The sequence below is a fragment of the Halomonas sp. DQ26W genome (assembly GCF_003339685.1).
In the GTDB taxonomy this organism is placed as follows: Bacteria; Pseudomonadota; Gammaproteobacteria; order Pseudomonadales; family Halomonadaceae; genus Halomonas.
Genome location: NZ_QPKI01000010.1, coordinates 1 through 15,806, shown reverse-complemented (window position 1 = coordinate 15,806; position 15,806 = coordinate 1). Strand labels below are relative to the sequence as shown.

The following is a 15,806-nucleotide window of genomic DNA, read 5'->3' as shown; positions in this document are numbered from 1 at the left end:
GATGCAGTGCCGCTAGCATAAGGACATCTCACGAGACGCCGGAGCGCCCTCATGTCCGTCCCCGCGATGGCCCTACATGGAATGATGACCGATCCCTTCGCCTGGGACGATGCTCTACTGCGCCGGTATGATATCCGTGGCCCTCATTTCGCCTCGTACCCGACCTCGAGCTCTTTCCAGGACGATATCGGCGAAGAGGCGTACCAGAACGCCCTGGCAAACAGTAATGACAGCGGGCGTCCGCTATCGCTTTATATTCATCTTCCGTTCTGCCGCAAGGCCTGCCACTACTGTGTGCGCAACAGGATCATCACCACGGCCACGCGAGTCACCGAGCCTTATATTTCCCGGCTTGACCGTGAAATGGTCTTGGTAAGATCGCATCTGGATACGCGCAGGGAAGTCACCCAGATGCACTGGGGAGGCGGCACGCCGACGTTCTTCAGCCTTGACCAGCTGAGCGACCTCATCGACCGGCTCGATGCGCGCTTCGGGCTCTCCAGCTCTCGGGAGCGCGACTACGCCATCGAGATCGACCCGCGCGAGGCCGATGTCTTGACTCTACGCCACCTGCAGGCACTGGGTTTCAATCGCCTGAGCCTCGGCGTCCAGGATCTCGACCCCCAGGTACAGCGTGCGATCGATCGCGTACAACCCCGCATTCTGACCGAAGTACTGCTTGATGAGGCAGACCGACTGGGCTTTCGTTCGCTGAAGCTGAACCTTGTATATGGCCTACCCTTCCAGACCCGCGACAGCTTCGCCGCCACCCTGGAGCAGGTCATCGCCATGGCGCCGGCCCGATTATCGATTTTCAACTACGCCCACAAGCCCAGCCGCTTCATCTCACAGCGACGCATCCGTCACGAGGACCTTCCCGGCCCGGAAGAGAAACTGGCCATCCTGCGAAACTCGCTGGTCATGCTGACCGAGGCCGGCTACGTGCACATCGGCATGGGACACTTCGCCCGCCCCGGGGACAGCCTGGCCATAGCTCAGCGCAAGGGGACGCTGCAGCACAACTTACAGGGCTATTCCAGCCACGGTCGCTGTGACCTGGTGGGGCTTGGCGTATCGGCCATTTCCCATGTGGATGGCGTCTACGCCCAGAACCCCGACAGCCTTGGCGCTTACGAGGCGGCCCTGGATGCCAGCCATCTGGCTACGGCGCGCGGCATACGCCAGACCTTCGATGACCGGATTCGCCACCACGCCATCGAGCGGCTGATATGCGACATGCAGCTGGACCTGGGCCAGTTGGGGGAAATGTTCGGAATCGACGCACCGCGTTATCTGGCGGATACCCTGGCCCGTCTGCAAGCGCCGGAGCGGGATGGGTTGCTGGTCTGGCAGAAAGACCGTCTCGTGGCCACACCGATCGGACGGCTACTGATTCATCATCTCGCCACGGCCTTCGCTGCACGCCTGCCTCACCATCCGGATTCACGCCATACCTGATATCGCCTTGACACAGGCAATTACGTCATCGCACGGGCTCTGATTATCAGTGGGCTGCGGCCAATCGTCACAACGGGCATTTTCCCGAGCCAAAGAATGCGACATAATGCAGCCATGATCACGATCAAGGAGGTGACCATGGCTGTCCATGCGGCCAATGCGGTCGACAAGCGGCGCTCTTTGCTGCACGAGACACGCTGCCAGAACTGCAGCCTGAGTTCCCTGTGCCTGCCGTTGGCGCTCGAGGTCGAGGACATGGAGCAGTTCGACGCCATCATTCGCCGCCGAGCGCCCCTCAAGAAGGGCGAGTCGCTGTTCCGGCAGGGCAACGCATTCAACAGTGTTTATGCGGTGCGCTCCGGCAGCCTGAAGCAGATCACCACGGAAGGTTCCGGCGACGACCAGGTTACCAACTTCTATCTCCCCAGCGAGCTAGTCGGGCTCGACGGTATCGACGAGCAGGCCTACCCCGGCAGCGTGATTGCACTCGAAACCACCACGGTCTGCGAAATCCCTTTTGATCGCCTCGATTCACTCTCCGAGATTTTGCCCGAGCTGCGTGGCCAGCTCTACCGCAGCATGAGCAAAGAGCTGAGAGACGACCGTCGCATGATGCGCCTGCTGTCGCGCAAGACAGCCGACCAGCGCCTGGCCAGCTTCTTCTCCAGCCTGTCTGACCGTTTTCGCCGTCGCGGTTATTCGCCCCACAGCTTTCGGCTCTCCATGTCGCGGGCCGATATCGGCAACTATCTGGGCCTGGCTGTGGAAACTGTCAGCCGCATTCTCGGTCGTTTCCAGCAGCAGGGGCTGGTTGAAGTCTCCGGCCGCGAGGTGAATATCCTCAACCTGGAAGCCCTGGTCACCCAGGCCCAGGAAGAACACTGACACCAGGGCCTAACACCACGGCCTGGCAGAAAGCTCGCTGCGCCTTTGTAACAAGAACGGCCCGTCATGAAAATCGACGGGCCGTACCTTTATCGGGCCTTCTCGCTTCACCCCCTATCTGTGGGATAACGGTTACGACCTGGACGGAAGGGGCCGGAATCGCTCAGACTTCGTGGGTCAACTCGAAGGCATCGATGCGATCCGCCTGGCGCTTCGCCTGCTCCTCCTCGAGACCGGAAAAATCGAACAGATCGCGATCCGCAAGCTGTGAAGGCGCCACATTGGTCACGGCCTTAAACATGCTTTCTAGCCGACCTGGATGCTGGACCTCCCATTCGGCGAGCATCTCCTTGACTACCTGGCGCTGAAGATTGGGCTGTGAGCCACACAGGCTGCAGGGAATGATAGGAAACTGCATCAGCCGGGCAAACTCGGCAATATCGGCCTCGCGGCAATAGGCCAGCGGGCGAATGAGGATATTCTTGCCATCATCGGAGAGCAACTTCGGCGGCATGGCCTTGAGGCTGCCACCGAAGAAGAGGTTGAGAAACAGCGTCTCGAGTATGTCCTCACGATGATGCCCCAGAGCGACCTTGGTGGCACCGATCCGCTCAGCGAAGCCGTAGAGCGAACCGCGCCGAAGCCGCGAGCACAGCGCACAAGTGGTCTTTCCCTCCGGCGTTTTTTCCTTGACCACCGAATAGGTATCACGCTCCAGGATATGGTAGTCGACACCAATAGCGTCCAGATAACGCGGCAATACATGCTCAGGAAAGCCGGGCTGCTTCTGGTCGAGGTTGACCGCCACCAGGGAGAAGTTCACCGGCGCGTTGCGCTGCAAGTTACGCAATATCTCCAGTAGCGTGTAGCTATCCTTGCCACCGGAAAGGCAGACCATCACACGGTCGCCCTCATGGATCATGCCGTAGTCGATGATGGCATTACCTGCCTGGCGACGCAGGCGCTTTTGCAGCTTGTTGAATTCCCGCCGGGCCTTGGCGTCCAGGCCGTCCAGCGGAGAATGGGGCTGTGTCGCCGAAGAACGGGAAGGCTTATTGCGGCCCTCCAAGGTGATCGGGTCGAATGTCACGGCATCTTGCATGGTCACGGCGCTGCCAGAGCGTGTGGTGGATATCGGGGCACATCCTACCATTGCCACCCGCGACTGGCGACGCCCAGCCCGAGCGACCCGGTCATGCCTCCTGCCTGGCCTGTATGGTCCCGCGCTCCAGCTTCAGGTACATCAGCGCCGTGGTCACGGCATCTCCCAGCGCGGTGTGACGTCCCATCACCGGGACATCCAGCATCTGTGCCACCGTATCGAAACGGATCGTCGTCGGATCCGGCTCCATGGCACTGCGGCGCAGTAGGCGATGGTAAAGCTGAGCCACATCAATACCACTATTGGGCAACTCGAAACCGAACCGTGGGCGTAGCTGGCGATTGATAATGGCAAGGTCAAAATCGAGGTGCCAGCCCAGCAACGGCCGGTTGCCAATAAAATCCAGTAGTTTCGCCAGCGCCTCGTCGAGGCACTCGCCGCCATCCAGGTCGATGCCGCGCAGGCCATGAATCCGAATGGAGTCCCCTGTTAGGGAGGCGGGACGACAAAGTCGCAGGTCCAGCGACTCGCTAGCCAGCACCCGGTCGCCACGCACTTTTACCGCTGCGATGGAAACCGGTTCAGCCGTGCGGGTATCGACGCCAGTGGTTTCACAATCGATAGCAACCAGCTCGTCGCCGGTATAGGGGTGGAACAGCCAGCCATACTCGCCGTTGGCGTGACGGCGACGATCCTTGACCCGTCTCAATGCTCGAAGCATGTAACCTCCTGTTGTTATTAACCGGCTATTGACCTGTTATTGGCCCGCGCCCCCGATGCTCCTGCAAACCCTCAGGAGTATTCTAGGTGATAGCGTTGTGACAGGCTTTGCTTGAAGTCCTTGACGATATGCAATGCCTCTCTCATCAGGTCTCGCTCGAGTGAGGAGAGCTGCTGAACGATGACCCGGTCCGGGCTTGCTTCGCTGGCACTCCCGTCCAGACGCTCAAGCTGCTGCTTGAGGCGCAGTTCGGTAAACAGAGAGAGCGCTTCCGACAGGTCTTCGGCGACGCGCTCTTCCAGACGCCCATCGGCAGCCAGCGCCTCCAAGCGCTCCAGGGTCGAAGTCGGCTTGATTCGCCGTTCCAGCGCCATGGTCCGCACGCCATGAACGATGGGGAAAATCCCCCCCTTCTTGATGTCGATGCCATGCTGGGGCTTCTTCAGTGAACCGAACAGCGTCAACGGTGTAGAGAAGCGCAGCGCGGTGCGAGCGAAGTAGGAGAGAAATATCTCGTCCCGGGAGCACGCCTCGAACAGCGAGTCGCGGACTCTGTCGAGGAGCGCCGGGTTGCCTGCCACGGCATGGGAATCGAGCATGATGGCAAGTTTCATCAGACTGTCGCCATCGCGGACCCGGGCCCAATGAGCAATGCGCTCACGCCATTGGGATACGCTGCCCACCCATTCGGGATTGGAGACCATGATGTTGCCGGGACATGGCGGATAGCCCAGTTCGATCAGGGTCTCCGTGAGGCGCTGCATCTGGTCATGGACATCCGGCCAGTCGAAATCATCGGCGAGTATCAGGCCGTTGTCCTGGTCGGTCTTGAGTATCTGCTCGCCACGCCCTTCGCTACCCATCACCATCAGGCAGCTGCCCTCGTGGTAGCACTCATCGATGAGGAAGCTCCAGGCCTTGGACATGATGCGTCCGTTGAGAGCCGACAGCAGGCCCATGGCGAAGCGGAGTTTGACTCCCTGAGCCATCAACGCCTTGACCAGTTCCGGCGTGCGGCGGCTGGCACGAAATAGCGTATCTAGGCTGTCAGCCTGCTCCACTTGGAGGCTGACCACATAGCTGCGACTAGAGAAGTAGCTGAGCACATCCGTCAGTTCCACCACGCCAACCGGTGCCTCTGCTTCGGTGACCACGACCCGCTCCACCTTGAACCGTGTCATCTTGACCAGCACTTCGAACAGGTACTGGTCGGGCCTGACCGTGACCAGTTCGAAGCTGGCGACCTCACGTACAGGGCTAGCCTTCTCACGTCCCTCCAATACCAGGGCATTGAGGAGATCGGTCTTGGTCACCATGCCGGCTCCCTGGTCACCCTCGACCAGCAGGCTGTCGGCATGGCTGTCGTGCAAGGTGGCCACCGCATCGGCGATGGTCGATTCACGACTCACGCAGAGCGGCGTGCGCATACATTCGCTGACCTTGGCGAGCATGAAGCCGGCCATGGTCACGCCGCCTTCTGCACGCTGTTCGGTCAGTAGGCGTGCCTTGTGAGACAAAGTCTGGCGGAAGAATTCGGCGAAGGGCGAGAATTCGTCGCACAGCTGCAGGAATAGTGACTTGGGTAGCAGGTAGCACAGGCTCTCCTGCTCGGCGCGAAAACGATAGCGGCTCTTGCCGTTGAGGATACTGATGGCGCCGAAGAGATCGCCGGCTGTGTAATGGCCGATACGTTCACGAGCACCGGGCAGGGTCGTGTCCAATTCGGCAACTTCACCCTTGTGAATGATGAAGACGTATTCACCAGGCTGACCGGTCTCGAGAATAATTTCATCGCGATCGAAATAGGCCAGGTCAATGCCGTTGCGAACGCGCTCGCGTCCCTCGTCATCAAGAAAGGAAAAAGGGGGTTGGGAGAGATCGACATCGACCATGCAGCTGCCCTCGTTTTGCGGCCGTTATTCTCAGTATGAATTGGGACTATGGCCACCCTCGACGTGAAGAGGTCTCCAGGCAGAATAACAACAAGATCTTTTCAGGCATAACCTAGACCATCGTCCTACTGGTCGAAACAATCCAGGGCGCACGCCTTAGACAATAGTCTATTGGGTAAAAAACTAGACAAAAGGTCATACACCTCGAGACTAGACAATCGTCCTATGCCCATGGGACACACTTTCGATGGCGAAGCATAATAATCCCTCAACAGACTGATATAAAACGACAAGATACCGCATCGTTCAATCACAGTTTACTCATGATACCAAAGTCTGGGATTTTATTTTTCTCATTTCTTGACCAGTATTGCCGATGAGTCATGCAAGGTAATTCCATGTCGGCAAAGTACTTCGACAACCGGCAAGAGACATAGTGGGAAGAATAGTGGGAAGACTGGCTTGGCTGCGCAGGGTAACGATAAATGAGGTGCTAGCCGGCACTGTTGTCGCGGTAATCAACGAAAGATAGGCCTCGTGGAACGAACCTGATGAACCCTGAAATCTCTCTGTGCAACTTCCCAACCTCAAAAACAAGTGGAGAGCAACACTATGGCAGATGATAAATCCAATGCTGCTGCGTACTGGAAAGCGAACGTTCGCCTGATTGCCGGGTGCCTGTTTGTATGGGCCTTGGTCTCCTATGGCTTTGCCATCCTCCTGCGCCCCCTGCTGTCTGGCATTCCTATCGGCGGCACGGACCTCGGTTTCTGGTTTGCCCAGCAGGGCTCCATGTTGACCTTCATCGTGCTCATTTTCTTCTATGCGTGGAAAATGAACAGGCTTGATGAAAAATACGGCCTTGGGGAGTAAGTCGGCATGAGTCAATTTGCAATCAACCTCTTATTCGTGGGTGGCTCGTTTGCCCTCTATATCGGCATTGCGATCTGGTCACGGGCCGGCTCGACAAAGGACTTCTATGTCGCCGGCGGCGGTGTCCACCCGATCACCAACGGCATGGCGACGGCCGCAGACTGGATGTCGGCCGCGTCCTTCATCTCTATGGCCGGCCTGCTGGCCAGCGGCGGCTACGCCAACTCATCATTCCTGATGGGCTGGACCGGTGGCTACGTCATTCTGGCCATGCTGCTGGCACCTTATCTGCGCAAGTTCGGCAAGTTCACCGTTCCCGACTTTATCGGCGATCGTTTCTACAGCAGTACCGCGCGCCTGGTGGCTGTCGTCTGCCTGGTCGTGGCCTCGGTGACCTACGTTATCGGGCAGATGACCGGCGCCGGCGTCGCCTTCTCCCGCTTTCTGGAGGTCAGCAACACCTGGGGCATCTGGATCGCCGCCACCATCGTCTTCCTGTATGCCGTATTCGGCGGCATGAAGGGCATCACCTACACCCAGGTGGCGCAGTATGTGGTGCTGATCATCGCCTATACCATTCCGGCCGTGTTCATCGCCATGCAGTTGACCGGCAACCCGATTCCCATGTTCGGCATGTTCAGCACACACAGTGAATCTGGCGTTCCGCTGCTGGCCAAGCTGAGCGAGGTGCTGGTGGAACTAGGCTTCCGGGACTACACCGCTGACGTGGACAACAAGCTGAACATGGTGCTGTTTACCCTGTCGCTGATGATCGGTACCGCCGGTCTGCCCCACGTCATCATCCGCTTCTTCACCGTACCGAAAGTTGCCGATGCACGCTGGTCGGCCGGCTGGGCACTGGTCTTCATCGCCTTGCTCTACCTGACCGCTCCGGCCGTGGCCTCCATGGCACGTCTCAACCTGCTGACCACCGTCTACCCGGAAGCAGCCGGCCAGGTCGAGAACTATGAAGAGGCAATGGCCGAACCGATTCTCTACGAGAATCGTCCCGAGTGGTTCCGCACCTGGGAAGATACTGGCCTGATCACCTTCAACGACTTGAACGATGACGGTCGCATCCAGTTCTACAACGACGCCAACCCCGACTTCGCCGATACGGCCGCAGAGCGTGGCTGGGCGGGCAACGAGTTGCAGGTCAACAACGACATCCTGGTACTGGCCAACCCCGAAATCGCCAACCTGCCGGGCTGGGTCATCGGTCTGGTCGCGGCCGGCGGCATCGCGGCGGCGCTTTCCACCGCAGCGGGCCTGCTGCTGGCAATCTCTTCTGCCATCAGCCACGACCTTATCAAGAAGACCATCAACCCCAACATCAGCGAAAAAGGCGAAATGCTGGCGGCGCGGATCTCCATGGGCGGCGCCATACTGCTGGCCACCTACCTCGGCCTGAATCCGCCAGGATTCGCGGCACAGACGGTGGCATTGGCCTTCGGTATTGCCGGCGCCTCGCTCTTCCCAGCACTGATGATGGGTATCTTCTCCAAGCGGATCAACAGCAAGGGCGCCGTAGCCGGCATGCTGGCGGGCCTGATCTCCACCCTGCTGTACATCTTCACCTACCTGGGCTGGCTGTTCATTCCCGGCACCAACATGCTGGCCAATACGCCGGACAACTGGATCATGGGCATCTCGCCGCTCTCCTTCGGGGCGATCGGGGCGATATTCAACTTCGCCGTTGCCTTCGCGGTCTCTTCTGCAACCGAAGAGCCTCCGCAGGAAATCCAGGACCTGGTGGAAAGCGTTCGCTTCCCCAAAGGCGCTGGCGGTGCGGTTGACCACTAAGCCATAATGGATTCCTGACACAGCAAGGCTGTTGTGGAATCAAAACCCAGTCGGGCTTCCATCGGGAAGCCCGACTGCTTTCAGAAGGCAACATTATGATATGGCATCTGGTTGCAGCAATATTTGCCGGCCTGGGGGCCGCAGGAATTGGCCTGTTACTGCGGGTGATCAGCGGCAAGCGACTGCCACGCTGGATCGTTCCGGCCTGTGCAGGACTGGGCATGCTGGGTTACCAGATTCACTACGAGTACTCCTGGATCGATCACAAGCAGAGCCAACTGCCGGCCACGACTCAGGTGGTCGCTACCGAGGAAGGGGAGGCATTCTGGCGCCCTTGGACCTATTTCTTTCCCATGACTACGGCCTTCAGTGTGGTCGATGGCAACAGCATGGTACCTAGCGAGGCCGACGGCCAACAGTTGGTCGAGTTCATCCTCTATCGCTTTGAAAAGGATTATGTGGACCGCTTGACGCACCAGGCGTTCCTGATGAATTGCACGACACAAGAGCAGCTGCCGCTCGTTGGTGAAGAGCGCCAGCCCCGCCTGTCTGCCCTGCGCAGCGTCGATAGCGACTCTGCTCTGTACCAGGCGGTATGTGGCAACACCTGAACCTGCTTGACGATAACCTATCTTGCGCCGGTTTGCCTTTGTGCAACCGGCCGCCTCCGCCTTGCCGATCGACACCTGTCCACGCCTCGTCCATCGACCGACTGCCCTACCGGCCACCATTGCCATAGAATGGGTCCAGATCCGAGGGAGAGATTGCATGTTCGCCGGTTGGCTACTGATTGCCGTTTCACTGCTCTATATCGCGATACTATTCGCCATCGCCTGGCGCGGAGACCGCCATGCTCGCAAGCATGGTGCGAGCCGACGCAGGCCCATCATCTACATCCTGGCGCTGGCCATTTACTGCACCTCGTGGAGCTTCTATGGGGCGGTCGGTCAGGCCGCCACGGCAGGCTGGTCCTTCGCCAGCATCTATGTCGGACCGATACTGACCTTCCTGCTGTTCTGGCCGGTGCTGGCCAAGATGATCCGTGTCGCCAAGCGACAGAACATCACGTCTATCGCCGACTTCATCGCCTCGCGCTACGGCAAGGCACAGTCGCTGGCCGCCTTCGCCAGCCTGGTGGCCCTGGTCGGCACACTGCCCTATATCGCCCTGCAGCTGAAGGCGGTCTCCACCTCCTTTGCCGTCCTGACCGATGCCACGGACATTACGCATACCCCGCTGTTCGCCGATACGGCCTTCTTCGTGGCTATCGTCATGGCGGCCTTCGCCATTCTTTTCGGCACCCGGCATACCGACGCCACGGAGCACCACGAAGGCCTGATCCATGCTGTGGCCTTCGAGTCCCTGGTCAAACTGCTGGCGTTCCTGATTCTTGGCGCCTACGTGACCTGGGGGATGTTCGGCGGCCTCGGTGACCTGCTCAGCCGGGCCGACGACCAGATGGAGCTGCAGCGCCAGTTGGCCGACCAGGACTTCGGCCGAAGCTTCTGGGCACAGACTCTACTGGCGATGCTGGCGATTTTCTGCCTGCCCCGGCAATTCCATGTCGCGGTGGTGGAGAACACCCACCCAGACGACGCCTCCAAGGCACGCTGGTTGTTTCCGCTCTACCTGGTGGCCTTCGCTTTCTTCATCCTGCCGATCGCCGCCGCCGGCCTGGCCATGTTCCCAGACGGTTCAGTGGAACCCGACACCTTCGTGCTGGCGCTACCCATGGCCGCAGACAACCAGTGGCTGACCCTGCTTACCTATATCGGTGGCTTCTCGGCGGCCACCGGGATGGTCATCGTGGCCACGGTGGCGGTATCGATCATGATCTCCAACGAAATCGTGATTCCGCTGTTGTTCAGGCTGCGCTGGCTGGACGCACGGCCCAGAGACTACGGCCGCCTGGTACTCCAGGCCCGGCGCATTACCATCTGCGTGATCCTGGCGCTGGCCTATGGCTTCTATCACCTGATCGGTGAGTTCAGCTCTCTGGCCTCGATCGGCATGCTCTCCTTTGCCGCCGCAGGCCAGTTCGCCCCCGCCCTGCTCGGTGGCCTCTACTGGAAACGCGGCAACCGGCTAGGGGTTGTCGTAGGCATGAATGCTGGCTTCGCCATCTGGGCCTACAGCCTGTTGATGCCTGCCATGATTCAGGGCGGCGTGCTGCCGGCCCACTGGATCGATGGCGGCCCCTTCGGACACGCCTGGTTGACGCCAACCGCGCTGTTCGGACTCAACTTCGGTGACGCCTTCACACACGGCGTGATGCTATCGCTCGGGGTCAACCTGTTCTGTTATATCTTCATCTCACAGGTCACCTCACAGCGTGTGGTCGAACGGATCCAGGCTTCGCTGTTCGTCGACAGCGTCGAGACCCGCCAGACCTCGGTCAACCGCCCCTGGACCGGCGCCACCACCATAGGTGATCTCAAGGTCCTGTGCGAACGCTTCCTCGGCGCCAAGCAGGTACAACGAGCTTTCGATGATTATGCCCGGCGTAGCAATAAGCCGCTGGAAGATAGCTCACGGGCCTCCATCGACGTGATCCAGTTCACTGAGCGCTTACTTGCGTCGGTGCTCGGAGCATCGTCGGCGCGAATCGTGGTCAATTCGGCGCTTCAGGGACGCGGTATCGGCATTTCGGATGTAATTTCCATCGTCGATGAAGCGTCTCAAGTACTCGAATTCAACCGAGCCCTGCTTCAGGCCACCATCGAGAACATCAACCAGGGTATCAGCGTGGTCGACCAGAACCTGCGCCTGGTGGTCTGGAATCAGCGCTACCTTGAGCTGTTCCGCTTCCCCGACCACCTGATACGGGTCGGCGCCCCCATCGACAAGATCTTCCGCTACAACGCCCACAACGGCGAATACGGGCCCGGCGACCCGGAAGAGCACGTCCAACTGCTGATCGACAACATCCGCGAAGGCCAACCCCATCGCTACGTCCGCTACCGGCAGGACGGCAGTGTACTGGAGGTACAGGGCAACCCCATGCCGGGGGGCGGCTTCGTCTACACCTATCAGGACATCACTCAGCAAAAGCGTATCGAGGAAGCGCTGATTCGCTCCGAAAACAATATCCGTATCTATACCGATAACGTTCCGGCACTGATCGCCTACTTCGACAAGGAGTGCCGCTACCTCTTTACCAACCGCGCCTACGAGCAAGCCTTCGGCATCGACCGCAATGAGGTCATCGGACAACCGGTGGACACGGTGATCACCGACGATATGGCACGCGAGCGAGCACCCTGGATTCGCCGGGCACTGGCCGGGGAGCGGGTCAGCTTCGAGGTATCGATGCAAGGAAACGGCGGCATCCGCTATATGCTGGTCACCTATACACCACACTTCGGCGACAGCGGCTCGATACTCGGTTTCTTCGCCCTCTACCAGGACATCACCGAGCGCCGAGTAGCGGAAATCGCTCTAAAGGAGACCAACGAAACACTCGAGGAGCGGGTCCGCGAACGTACCCAGGCACTGTCGGAAGCCAATGCCGCCCTGCGTCAGGAAAACCGGGTACGCGCCGAGGCCGAACTGGCTTTGCGTCAGGCCAAACAGGTAGCCGAAGACGCCAACGCCTCCAAGACACGCTTCCTGGCAGCGGCCAGCCATGACCTGCTGCAGCCTCTGAATGCCGCCCGCCTGTTCACCTCGGCGCTATCCCAGGAGGACGTGGCCGAGGACATGCGCCGCACCATCGGTCATATCGACAACTCACTACAAGCAGCCGAAGAACTGCTGGGTACCCTGCTGGATATTTCAAAGCTCGATGCCGGCGCGCTGACGCCTCGCCGCAGCCACTTTGCTCTGGCCGATATCGTCCAGCCGCTTTATGCCGAGTTCGCGGTCATGGCCGAGGACCGCGGCCTCGACCTTTTGATGGTACCGACGAACCTCTGGGTCGACAGCGATCCTCAGATGCTGCGACGCATCGTCCAGAATTTCCTGTCGAATGCCATTCGCTACACTCAGGAGGGTCGGGTACTACTCGGCTGCCGGCGTCAGGGAGATCGACTCTCCATCGAAGTGTGGGACAGCGGCCCCGGCATCCCCGAGTCCAAACAGTCGGAAATTTTCCAGGAGTTTCGTCGCCTCGACCAGACCACCCGACACAAGGAAAGCGAGAAGGGACTAGGACTTGGTCTCTCCATTGCCGACCGCATGAGCCGGGTGCTTGATCACCCGATACGGGTCCGCTCACGGGAGGGCCACGGCACGGTCTTCTCCGTCAGTGTTCCGATGGTGGAGGCACGCCCTCTGGAGGCAATATCGGAGCAGGCCGTAGCGCGGCGTGCAGGCAATAAGCTCGCAGGTACTCGAATCCTGTGTATCGACAACGAGACACTCATTCTGGAAGGCATGAAGGCGATGCTATCAGGTTGGGGCTGTGACGTGCTCACCGCAACCAGCATCAGCGGTGCCAAGTCGGTCCTGCGTAATCTAGACGGCGAGCCGGATGCCATTCTGGCGGATTACCACCTGGATAATGAAGTCACCGGTCTGATGGCACTGGAAGCATTGAGCGAACGCCTCGAGGGCGCTGTGCCGGGAATCGTGATCACCGCCGATCGCACCGAAGAGGTGGCCGAAGTGATCCGCCGCTCGGGCTATCACCTGTTGCAAAAGCCAGTGCGCCCTGCCGCCCTGCGCGCCCTGCTGACTCGCACCCTGCAGGCCAGCCGTGCCGCCCGGCAGGAGAGTTAGTCATGGCGCAATTACCATGACCGGAGGAGGCTCCACAGAGGCGCTGTAAACCAATCCCTGGGCGCCACATTCGCCATCAATGGCGAATGACCTCCGTTTCGCCCTCCCCGGCCATGGTCAGCAAGACCTCCCGAACACAAAAAACCGCTTGATGTTGCCATCCGGCGGTTTTGTTTTGCATCGACGTTTGGCGCGGGTCGCTCAGGACTCGACCTTGGGCGGCTCCACCTCGAGCTTCTGGGCGGCAATGACGGCCTGGGTACGTGAATGAACACCAAGTTTGCGCAGAATGGCCGTGACATGGGCCTTGATAGTCGCCTCGGAGACGCTCAGCTCATAGGCGATCTGCTTGTTGAGCAGGCCCTCGGTAAGCATGTTGAGAACCCGGAACTGCTGCGGCGTCAGTGAAGCGATGGCCTCGGCGAAACGCGTCTCCTCTTCGTTGGAATCGCCCATGGCATCGGCCAGGTCCTTGGGCAGCCACACTTCGCCGTCAAGAATCTCACTCACCGCCTCTGCGATCAGCGCCAGGGAGGATGATTTGGGGATGAAGCCGGAAGCGCCGTAGTCTATGGCGCGACGCACCACGTAGGGTTCGTCGCTGCCGGATACCACTGCCACCGGGATATCGGGAGTCTGTCCGCGCAATTGGATCAGTCCCGAGAAACCATGAGCGCCAGGCATATGCAAGTCCAGTAGAATCAGATCGGCATCAGGGTGGCGCGTCACCACCTCGTTGGTTGCCGCCATGGTGTCTGACTCGACGATCTCGGCCTGGGGCGCCAGTTGGCGCAGCGCCTGGGTCAGGGCTGCACGGAACAGCGGATGATCATCAGCAACGATGAATTTCTGGGCAAACGCCATGGATTCTCCTCCGGTTCCTTGAGCAGTGGGCCAAGGGCCGACACACTGGGCTCAAATCAATAACAGCATGTTACCCCATGCGCCAAGGCTTTCCCAAGCACCTGGCCATATTTGTCAACAATCACTCGATCCGAGGCAATCCTTCAGCCTGAACCATCAACAGTGCTTGGCCAACACCTGCCGTCACGTCTTGACCATACACCTTTGACCAGAGTAGCTCGTCGGGCATTTTGCACCCCCACTGCGACATGAGCCGAAGCCCGAAGAGTCGCTTCAGACATGTCGTAACAAATACCAGCATATCCAGACCAACCGAGAGTTTGACACCGATACCTTCCGGCCTATGCTGAGCTGGCGAACACCCGATGTCTACGGGAGGTAACATCATAAATGCTCTCGAGTTGCTCAAGAAAGACCATACCAAGGTGCTCAAGAAACTGATCGAGCACCACGCTGGGGAAGAAGAGGAAATGTTCCCCCTGGCGCGCAAGACCATGTCGGAGAGTGAGTTCGAAGAGCTTGGTGAAAAGATGCAGGCACGCAAGAAGGAGCTGATAGCGGGCTGAAATCACACTCTCATCGCACATCGCCAGCGTTGGCTGAAATCGGGTAGGGGCCGGGGTCACCCCCGGCGCCCTCCCACACCACCGGGCATACGGTTCCGTACCACGGCGGTTCATAAAGAACGGGTAAGCCTTCTTACCGTATCGAGTACCGAGATCAGACCTAACTGATCAAACCACTTCCGCGGCAGGTCCTGATTCATGTGCGAGGCACCCGCATTCCACCAGGCCCCTCGTCCATTCCCCGCTGATTTCCAAGCACGGTATGCGTCCAGGCCCAGCGCCCTCAACTTGCGGTGCCGAGTCGCTGGACGTTTCCATTGCCGCCAGATTACATAGCGCAGTCGGCGGCGCATCCATTGATCCAGCGCTTCCAGCGGGCGCTTTACATCAACGAGGGCGAAGTCGCTGGCCCAGCCCCGCAGGACCGGGATCAGCTCGTCGATAACTCGCCGTATGTGGCGCCCTCTTTCGCGCCTGAGGATCTCACGGACACGCTGCAGCAAGCGCTGCAGACTAGCCTTGGCCAGTGTCAGCTTTGGCAGCTTGTGCCGGGTCAGTGTGTAGCCCAGTTACCCACGGTGCCAGGGCCGGTCCACCGCGCTCTTGGTGCGATTGACCGTGAGCCGAAGTGAATTCTCGAGAAAATCACTCAGGCTGGCCATGACGCAACAGGAAGGCGCCCAGGCGTTGCCGGGCCTTAAGCTCGACAGCCTTCATGTCCTCACGGGCCCGTGTCAGGTCGCGAACTGCCTCCTGCTCCAGGGAGGGTACCCACACCGGTGTCAGCTCACCGGAACTCGATAGGCGTGCCAACATCTTCGCGTCTCGCCAGTCGGTCTTGACGCGATCCCCGGCACGCTGGGGGATCAAGGACGGAGCCACTACCTCGCAGTCATGACCGCTGGCCTGGACTTGGTGGTAGA

The 15,806-nt window shown here is 59.6% G+C and carries 13 protein-coding genes; 7 read left to right on the top strand and 6 right to left on the bottom strand.

Features of this window, described 5'->3' with window-relative positions; genetic code table 11:
* Positions 1-51: 51 nt before the first annotated feature.
* Both hemN and fnr read left to right on the top strand, forming a co-directional pair.
* Entirely contained in the window at positions 52-1,458 is a 1,407-nt protein-coding gene (hemN, locus tag DU490_RS07035) for an oxygen-independent coproporphyrinogen III oxidase (RefSeq protein WP_258801433.1), read from the top strand.
* Positions 1,459-1,596: 138 nt separating this feature from the next.
* Entirely contained in the window at positions 1,597-2,343 is a 747-nt protein-coding gene (gene fnr, locus DU490_RS07030; RefSeq protein ID WP_114573709.1) for a fumarate/nitrate reduction transcriptional regulator Fnr, read from the top strand.
* Between the two features lie 163 nt (positions 2,344-2,506).
* Here fnr and ttcA read toward each other — a convergent pair whose 3' ends face one another.
* The 3 genes from ttcA to DU490_RS07015 all read right to left on the bottom strand — a co-directional run bounded on the left by ttcA (position 2,507) and on the right by DU490_RS07015 (position 6,058).
* Positions 2,507-3,445, bottom strand: a complete 939-nt coding sequence (ttcA, locus tag DU490_RS07025) for a tRNA 2-thiocytidine(32) synthetase TtcA (protein ID WP_114573708.1) — start codon at positions 3,443-3,445, stop codon at positions 2,507-2,509.
* A 91-nt stretch (positions 3,446-3,536) separates the two neighbouring features.
* Positions 3,537-4,166, bottom strand: coding sequence for a 3'-5' exonuclease (locus tag DU490_RS07020; protein WP_114573618.1), 630 nt, complete (start codon positions 4,164-4,166; stop codon positions 3,537-3,539).
* A gap of 71 nt (positions 4,167-4,237) precedes the next feature.
* Positions 4,238-6,058, bottom strand: a complete 1,821-nt coding sequence (locus DU490_RS07015; protein ID WP_114573617.1) for a DUF294 nucleotidyltransferase-like domain-containing protein — start codon at positions 6,056-6,058, stop codon at positions 4,238-4,240.
* 612 nt (positions 6,059-6,670) lie between these two features.
* Here DU490_RS07015 and DU490_RS07010 point away from each other — a divergent pair.
* The 4 genes from DU490_RS07010 to DU490_RS06995 all read left to right on the top strand — a co-directional run bounded on the left by DU490_RS07010 (position 6,671) and on the right by DU490_RS06995 (position 13,453).
* Positions 6,671-6,931: a DUF4212 domain-containing protein gene (locus tag DU490_RS07010; RefSeq protein WP_114573616.1), complete on the top strand. Its 261-nt coding sequence runs from the start codon at positions 6,671-6,673 to the stop codon at positions 6,929-6,931.
* Positions 6,932-6,937: 6 nt separating this feature from the next.
* Positions 6,938-8,734 carry a sodium:solute symporter family protein gene (locus tag DU490_RS07005; RefSeq protein WP_114573615.1) on the top strand — a complete coding sequence of 599 codons (1,797 nt, stop codon included), beginning with the start codon at positions 6,938-6,940 and terminating at the stop codon, positions 8,732-8,734.
* Positions 8,735-8,829: 95 nt separating this feature from the next.
* Entirely contained in the window at positions 8,830-9,345 is a 516-nt protein-coding gene (locus DU490_RS07000) for a hypothetical protein (RefSeq protein ID WP_114573614.1), read from the top strand.
* Between the two features lie 157 nt (positions 9,346-9,502).
* Positions 9,503-13,453: a PAS domain-containing hybrid sensor histidine kinase/response regulator gene (locus DU490_RS06995; protein WP_114573613.1), complete on the top strand. Its 3,951-nt coding sequence runs from the start codon at positions 9,503-9,505 to the stop codon at positions 13,451-13,453.
* Between the two features lie 201 nt (positions 13,454-13,654).
* Here the strand turns inward: DU490_RS06995 and DU490_RS06990 are convergent, their stop codons facing one another.
* The gene (locus DU490_RS06990) at positions 13,655-14,317 is read right to left on the bottom strand and encodes a response regulator transcription factor (RefSeq protein ID WP_114573612.1); all 663 of its coding nucleotides are present in this window, start codon (positions 14,315-14,317) and stop codon (positions 13,655-13,657) included.
* Between the two features lie 365 nt (positions 14,318-14,682).
* On the opposite strand from DU490_RS06990, the gene DU490_RS06980 reads away from it, so the two are divergent.
* The gene (locus DU490_RS06980; RefSeq protein ID WP_181869991.1) at positions 14,683-14,883 is read left to right on the top strand and encodes a hypothetical protein; all 201 of its coding nucleotides are present in this window, start codon (positions 14,683-14,685) and stop codon (positions 14,881-14,883) included.
* A gap of 110 nt (positions 14,884-14,993) precedes the next feature.
* On the opposite strand, the gene DU490_RS06975 is transcribed toward DU490_RS06980, so the two are convergent.
* Positions 14,994-15,386 (bottom strand): group II intron maturase-specific domain-containing protein, encoded by a 393-nt coding sequence (locus DU490_RS06975; protein WP_258801432.1) that lies wholly within the window; start codon positions 15,384-15,386, stop codon positions 14,994-14,996.
* A gap of 142 nt (positions 15,387-15,528) precedes the next feature.
* Positions 15,529-15,806, bottom strand: a 278-nt coding sequence (locus tag DU490_RS06970; protein ID WP_220270465.1) for a transposase, incomplete at its 5' end; no start/stop codon positions are given.

Excerpts from the sequence above, each read along its gene's own strand:
- DU490_RS07020 (WP_114573618.1), bottom strand. The coding sequence starts at position 4,166 with ATGCTTCGAGCATTGAGACGGGTCAAGGATCGTCGCCGTCACGCCAAC.
- hemN (WP_258801433.1), top strand. The coding sequence starts at position 52 with ATGTCCGTCCCCGCGATGGCCCTACATGGAATGATGACCGATCCCTTC.
- fnr (WP_114573709.1), top strand. The coding sequence starts at position 1,597 with ATGGCTGTCCATGCGGCCAATGCGGTCGACAAGCGGCGCTCTTTGCTG.
- DU490_RS06980 (WP_181869991.1), top strand. The coding sequence starts at position 14,683 with ATGTCTACGGGAGGTAACATCATAAATGCTCTCGAGTTGCTCAAGAAA.
- DU490_RS07005 (WP_114573615.1), top strand. The coding sequence starts at position 6,938 with ATGAGTCAATTTGCAATCAACCTCTTATTCGTGGGTGGCTCGTTTGCC.
- DU490_RS07000 (WP_114573614.1), top strand. The coding sequence starts at position 8,830 with ATGATATGGCATCTGGTTGCAGCAATATTTGCCGGCCTGGGGGCCGCA.
- DU490_RS06990 (WP_114573612.1), bottom strand. The coding sequence starts at position 14,317 with ATGGCGTTTGCCCAGAAATTCATCGTTGCTGATGATCATCCGCTGTTC.
- DU490_RS07015 (WP_114573617.1), bottom strand. The coding sequence starts at position 6,058 with ATGGTCGATGTCGATCTCTCCCAACCCCCTTTTTCCTTTCTTGATGAC.
- DU490_RS07010 (WP_114573616.1), top strand. The coding sequence starts at position 6,671 with ATGGCAGATGATAAATCCAATGCTGCTGCGTACTGGAAAGCGAACGTT.
- DU490_RS06995 (WP_114573613.1), top strand. The coding sequence starts at position 9,503 with ATGTTCGCCGGTTGGCTACTGATTGCCGTTTCACTGCTCTATATCGCG.
- ttcA (WP_114573708.1), bottom strand. The coding sequence starts at position 3,445 with ATGCAAGATGCCGTGACATTCGACCCGATCACCTTGGAGGGCCGCAAT.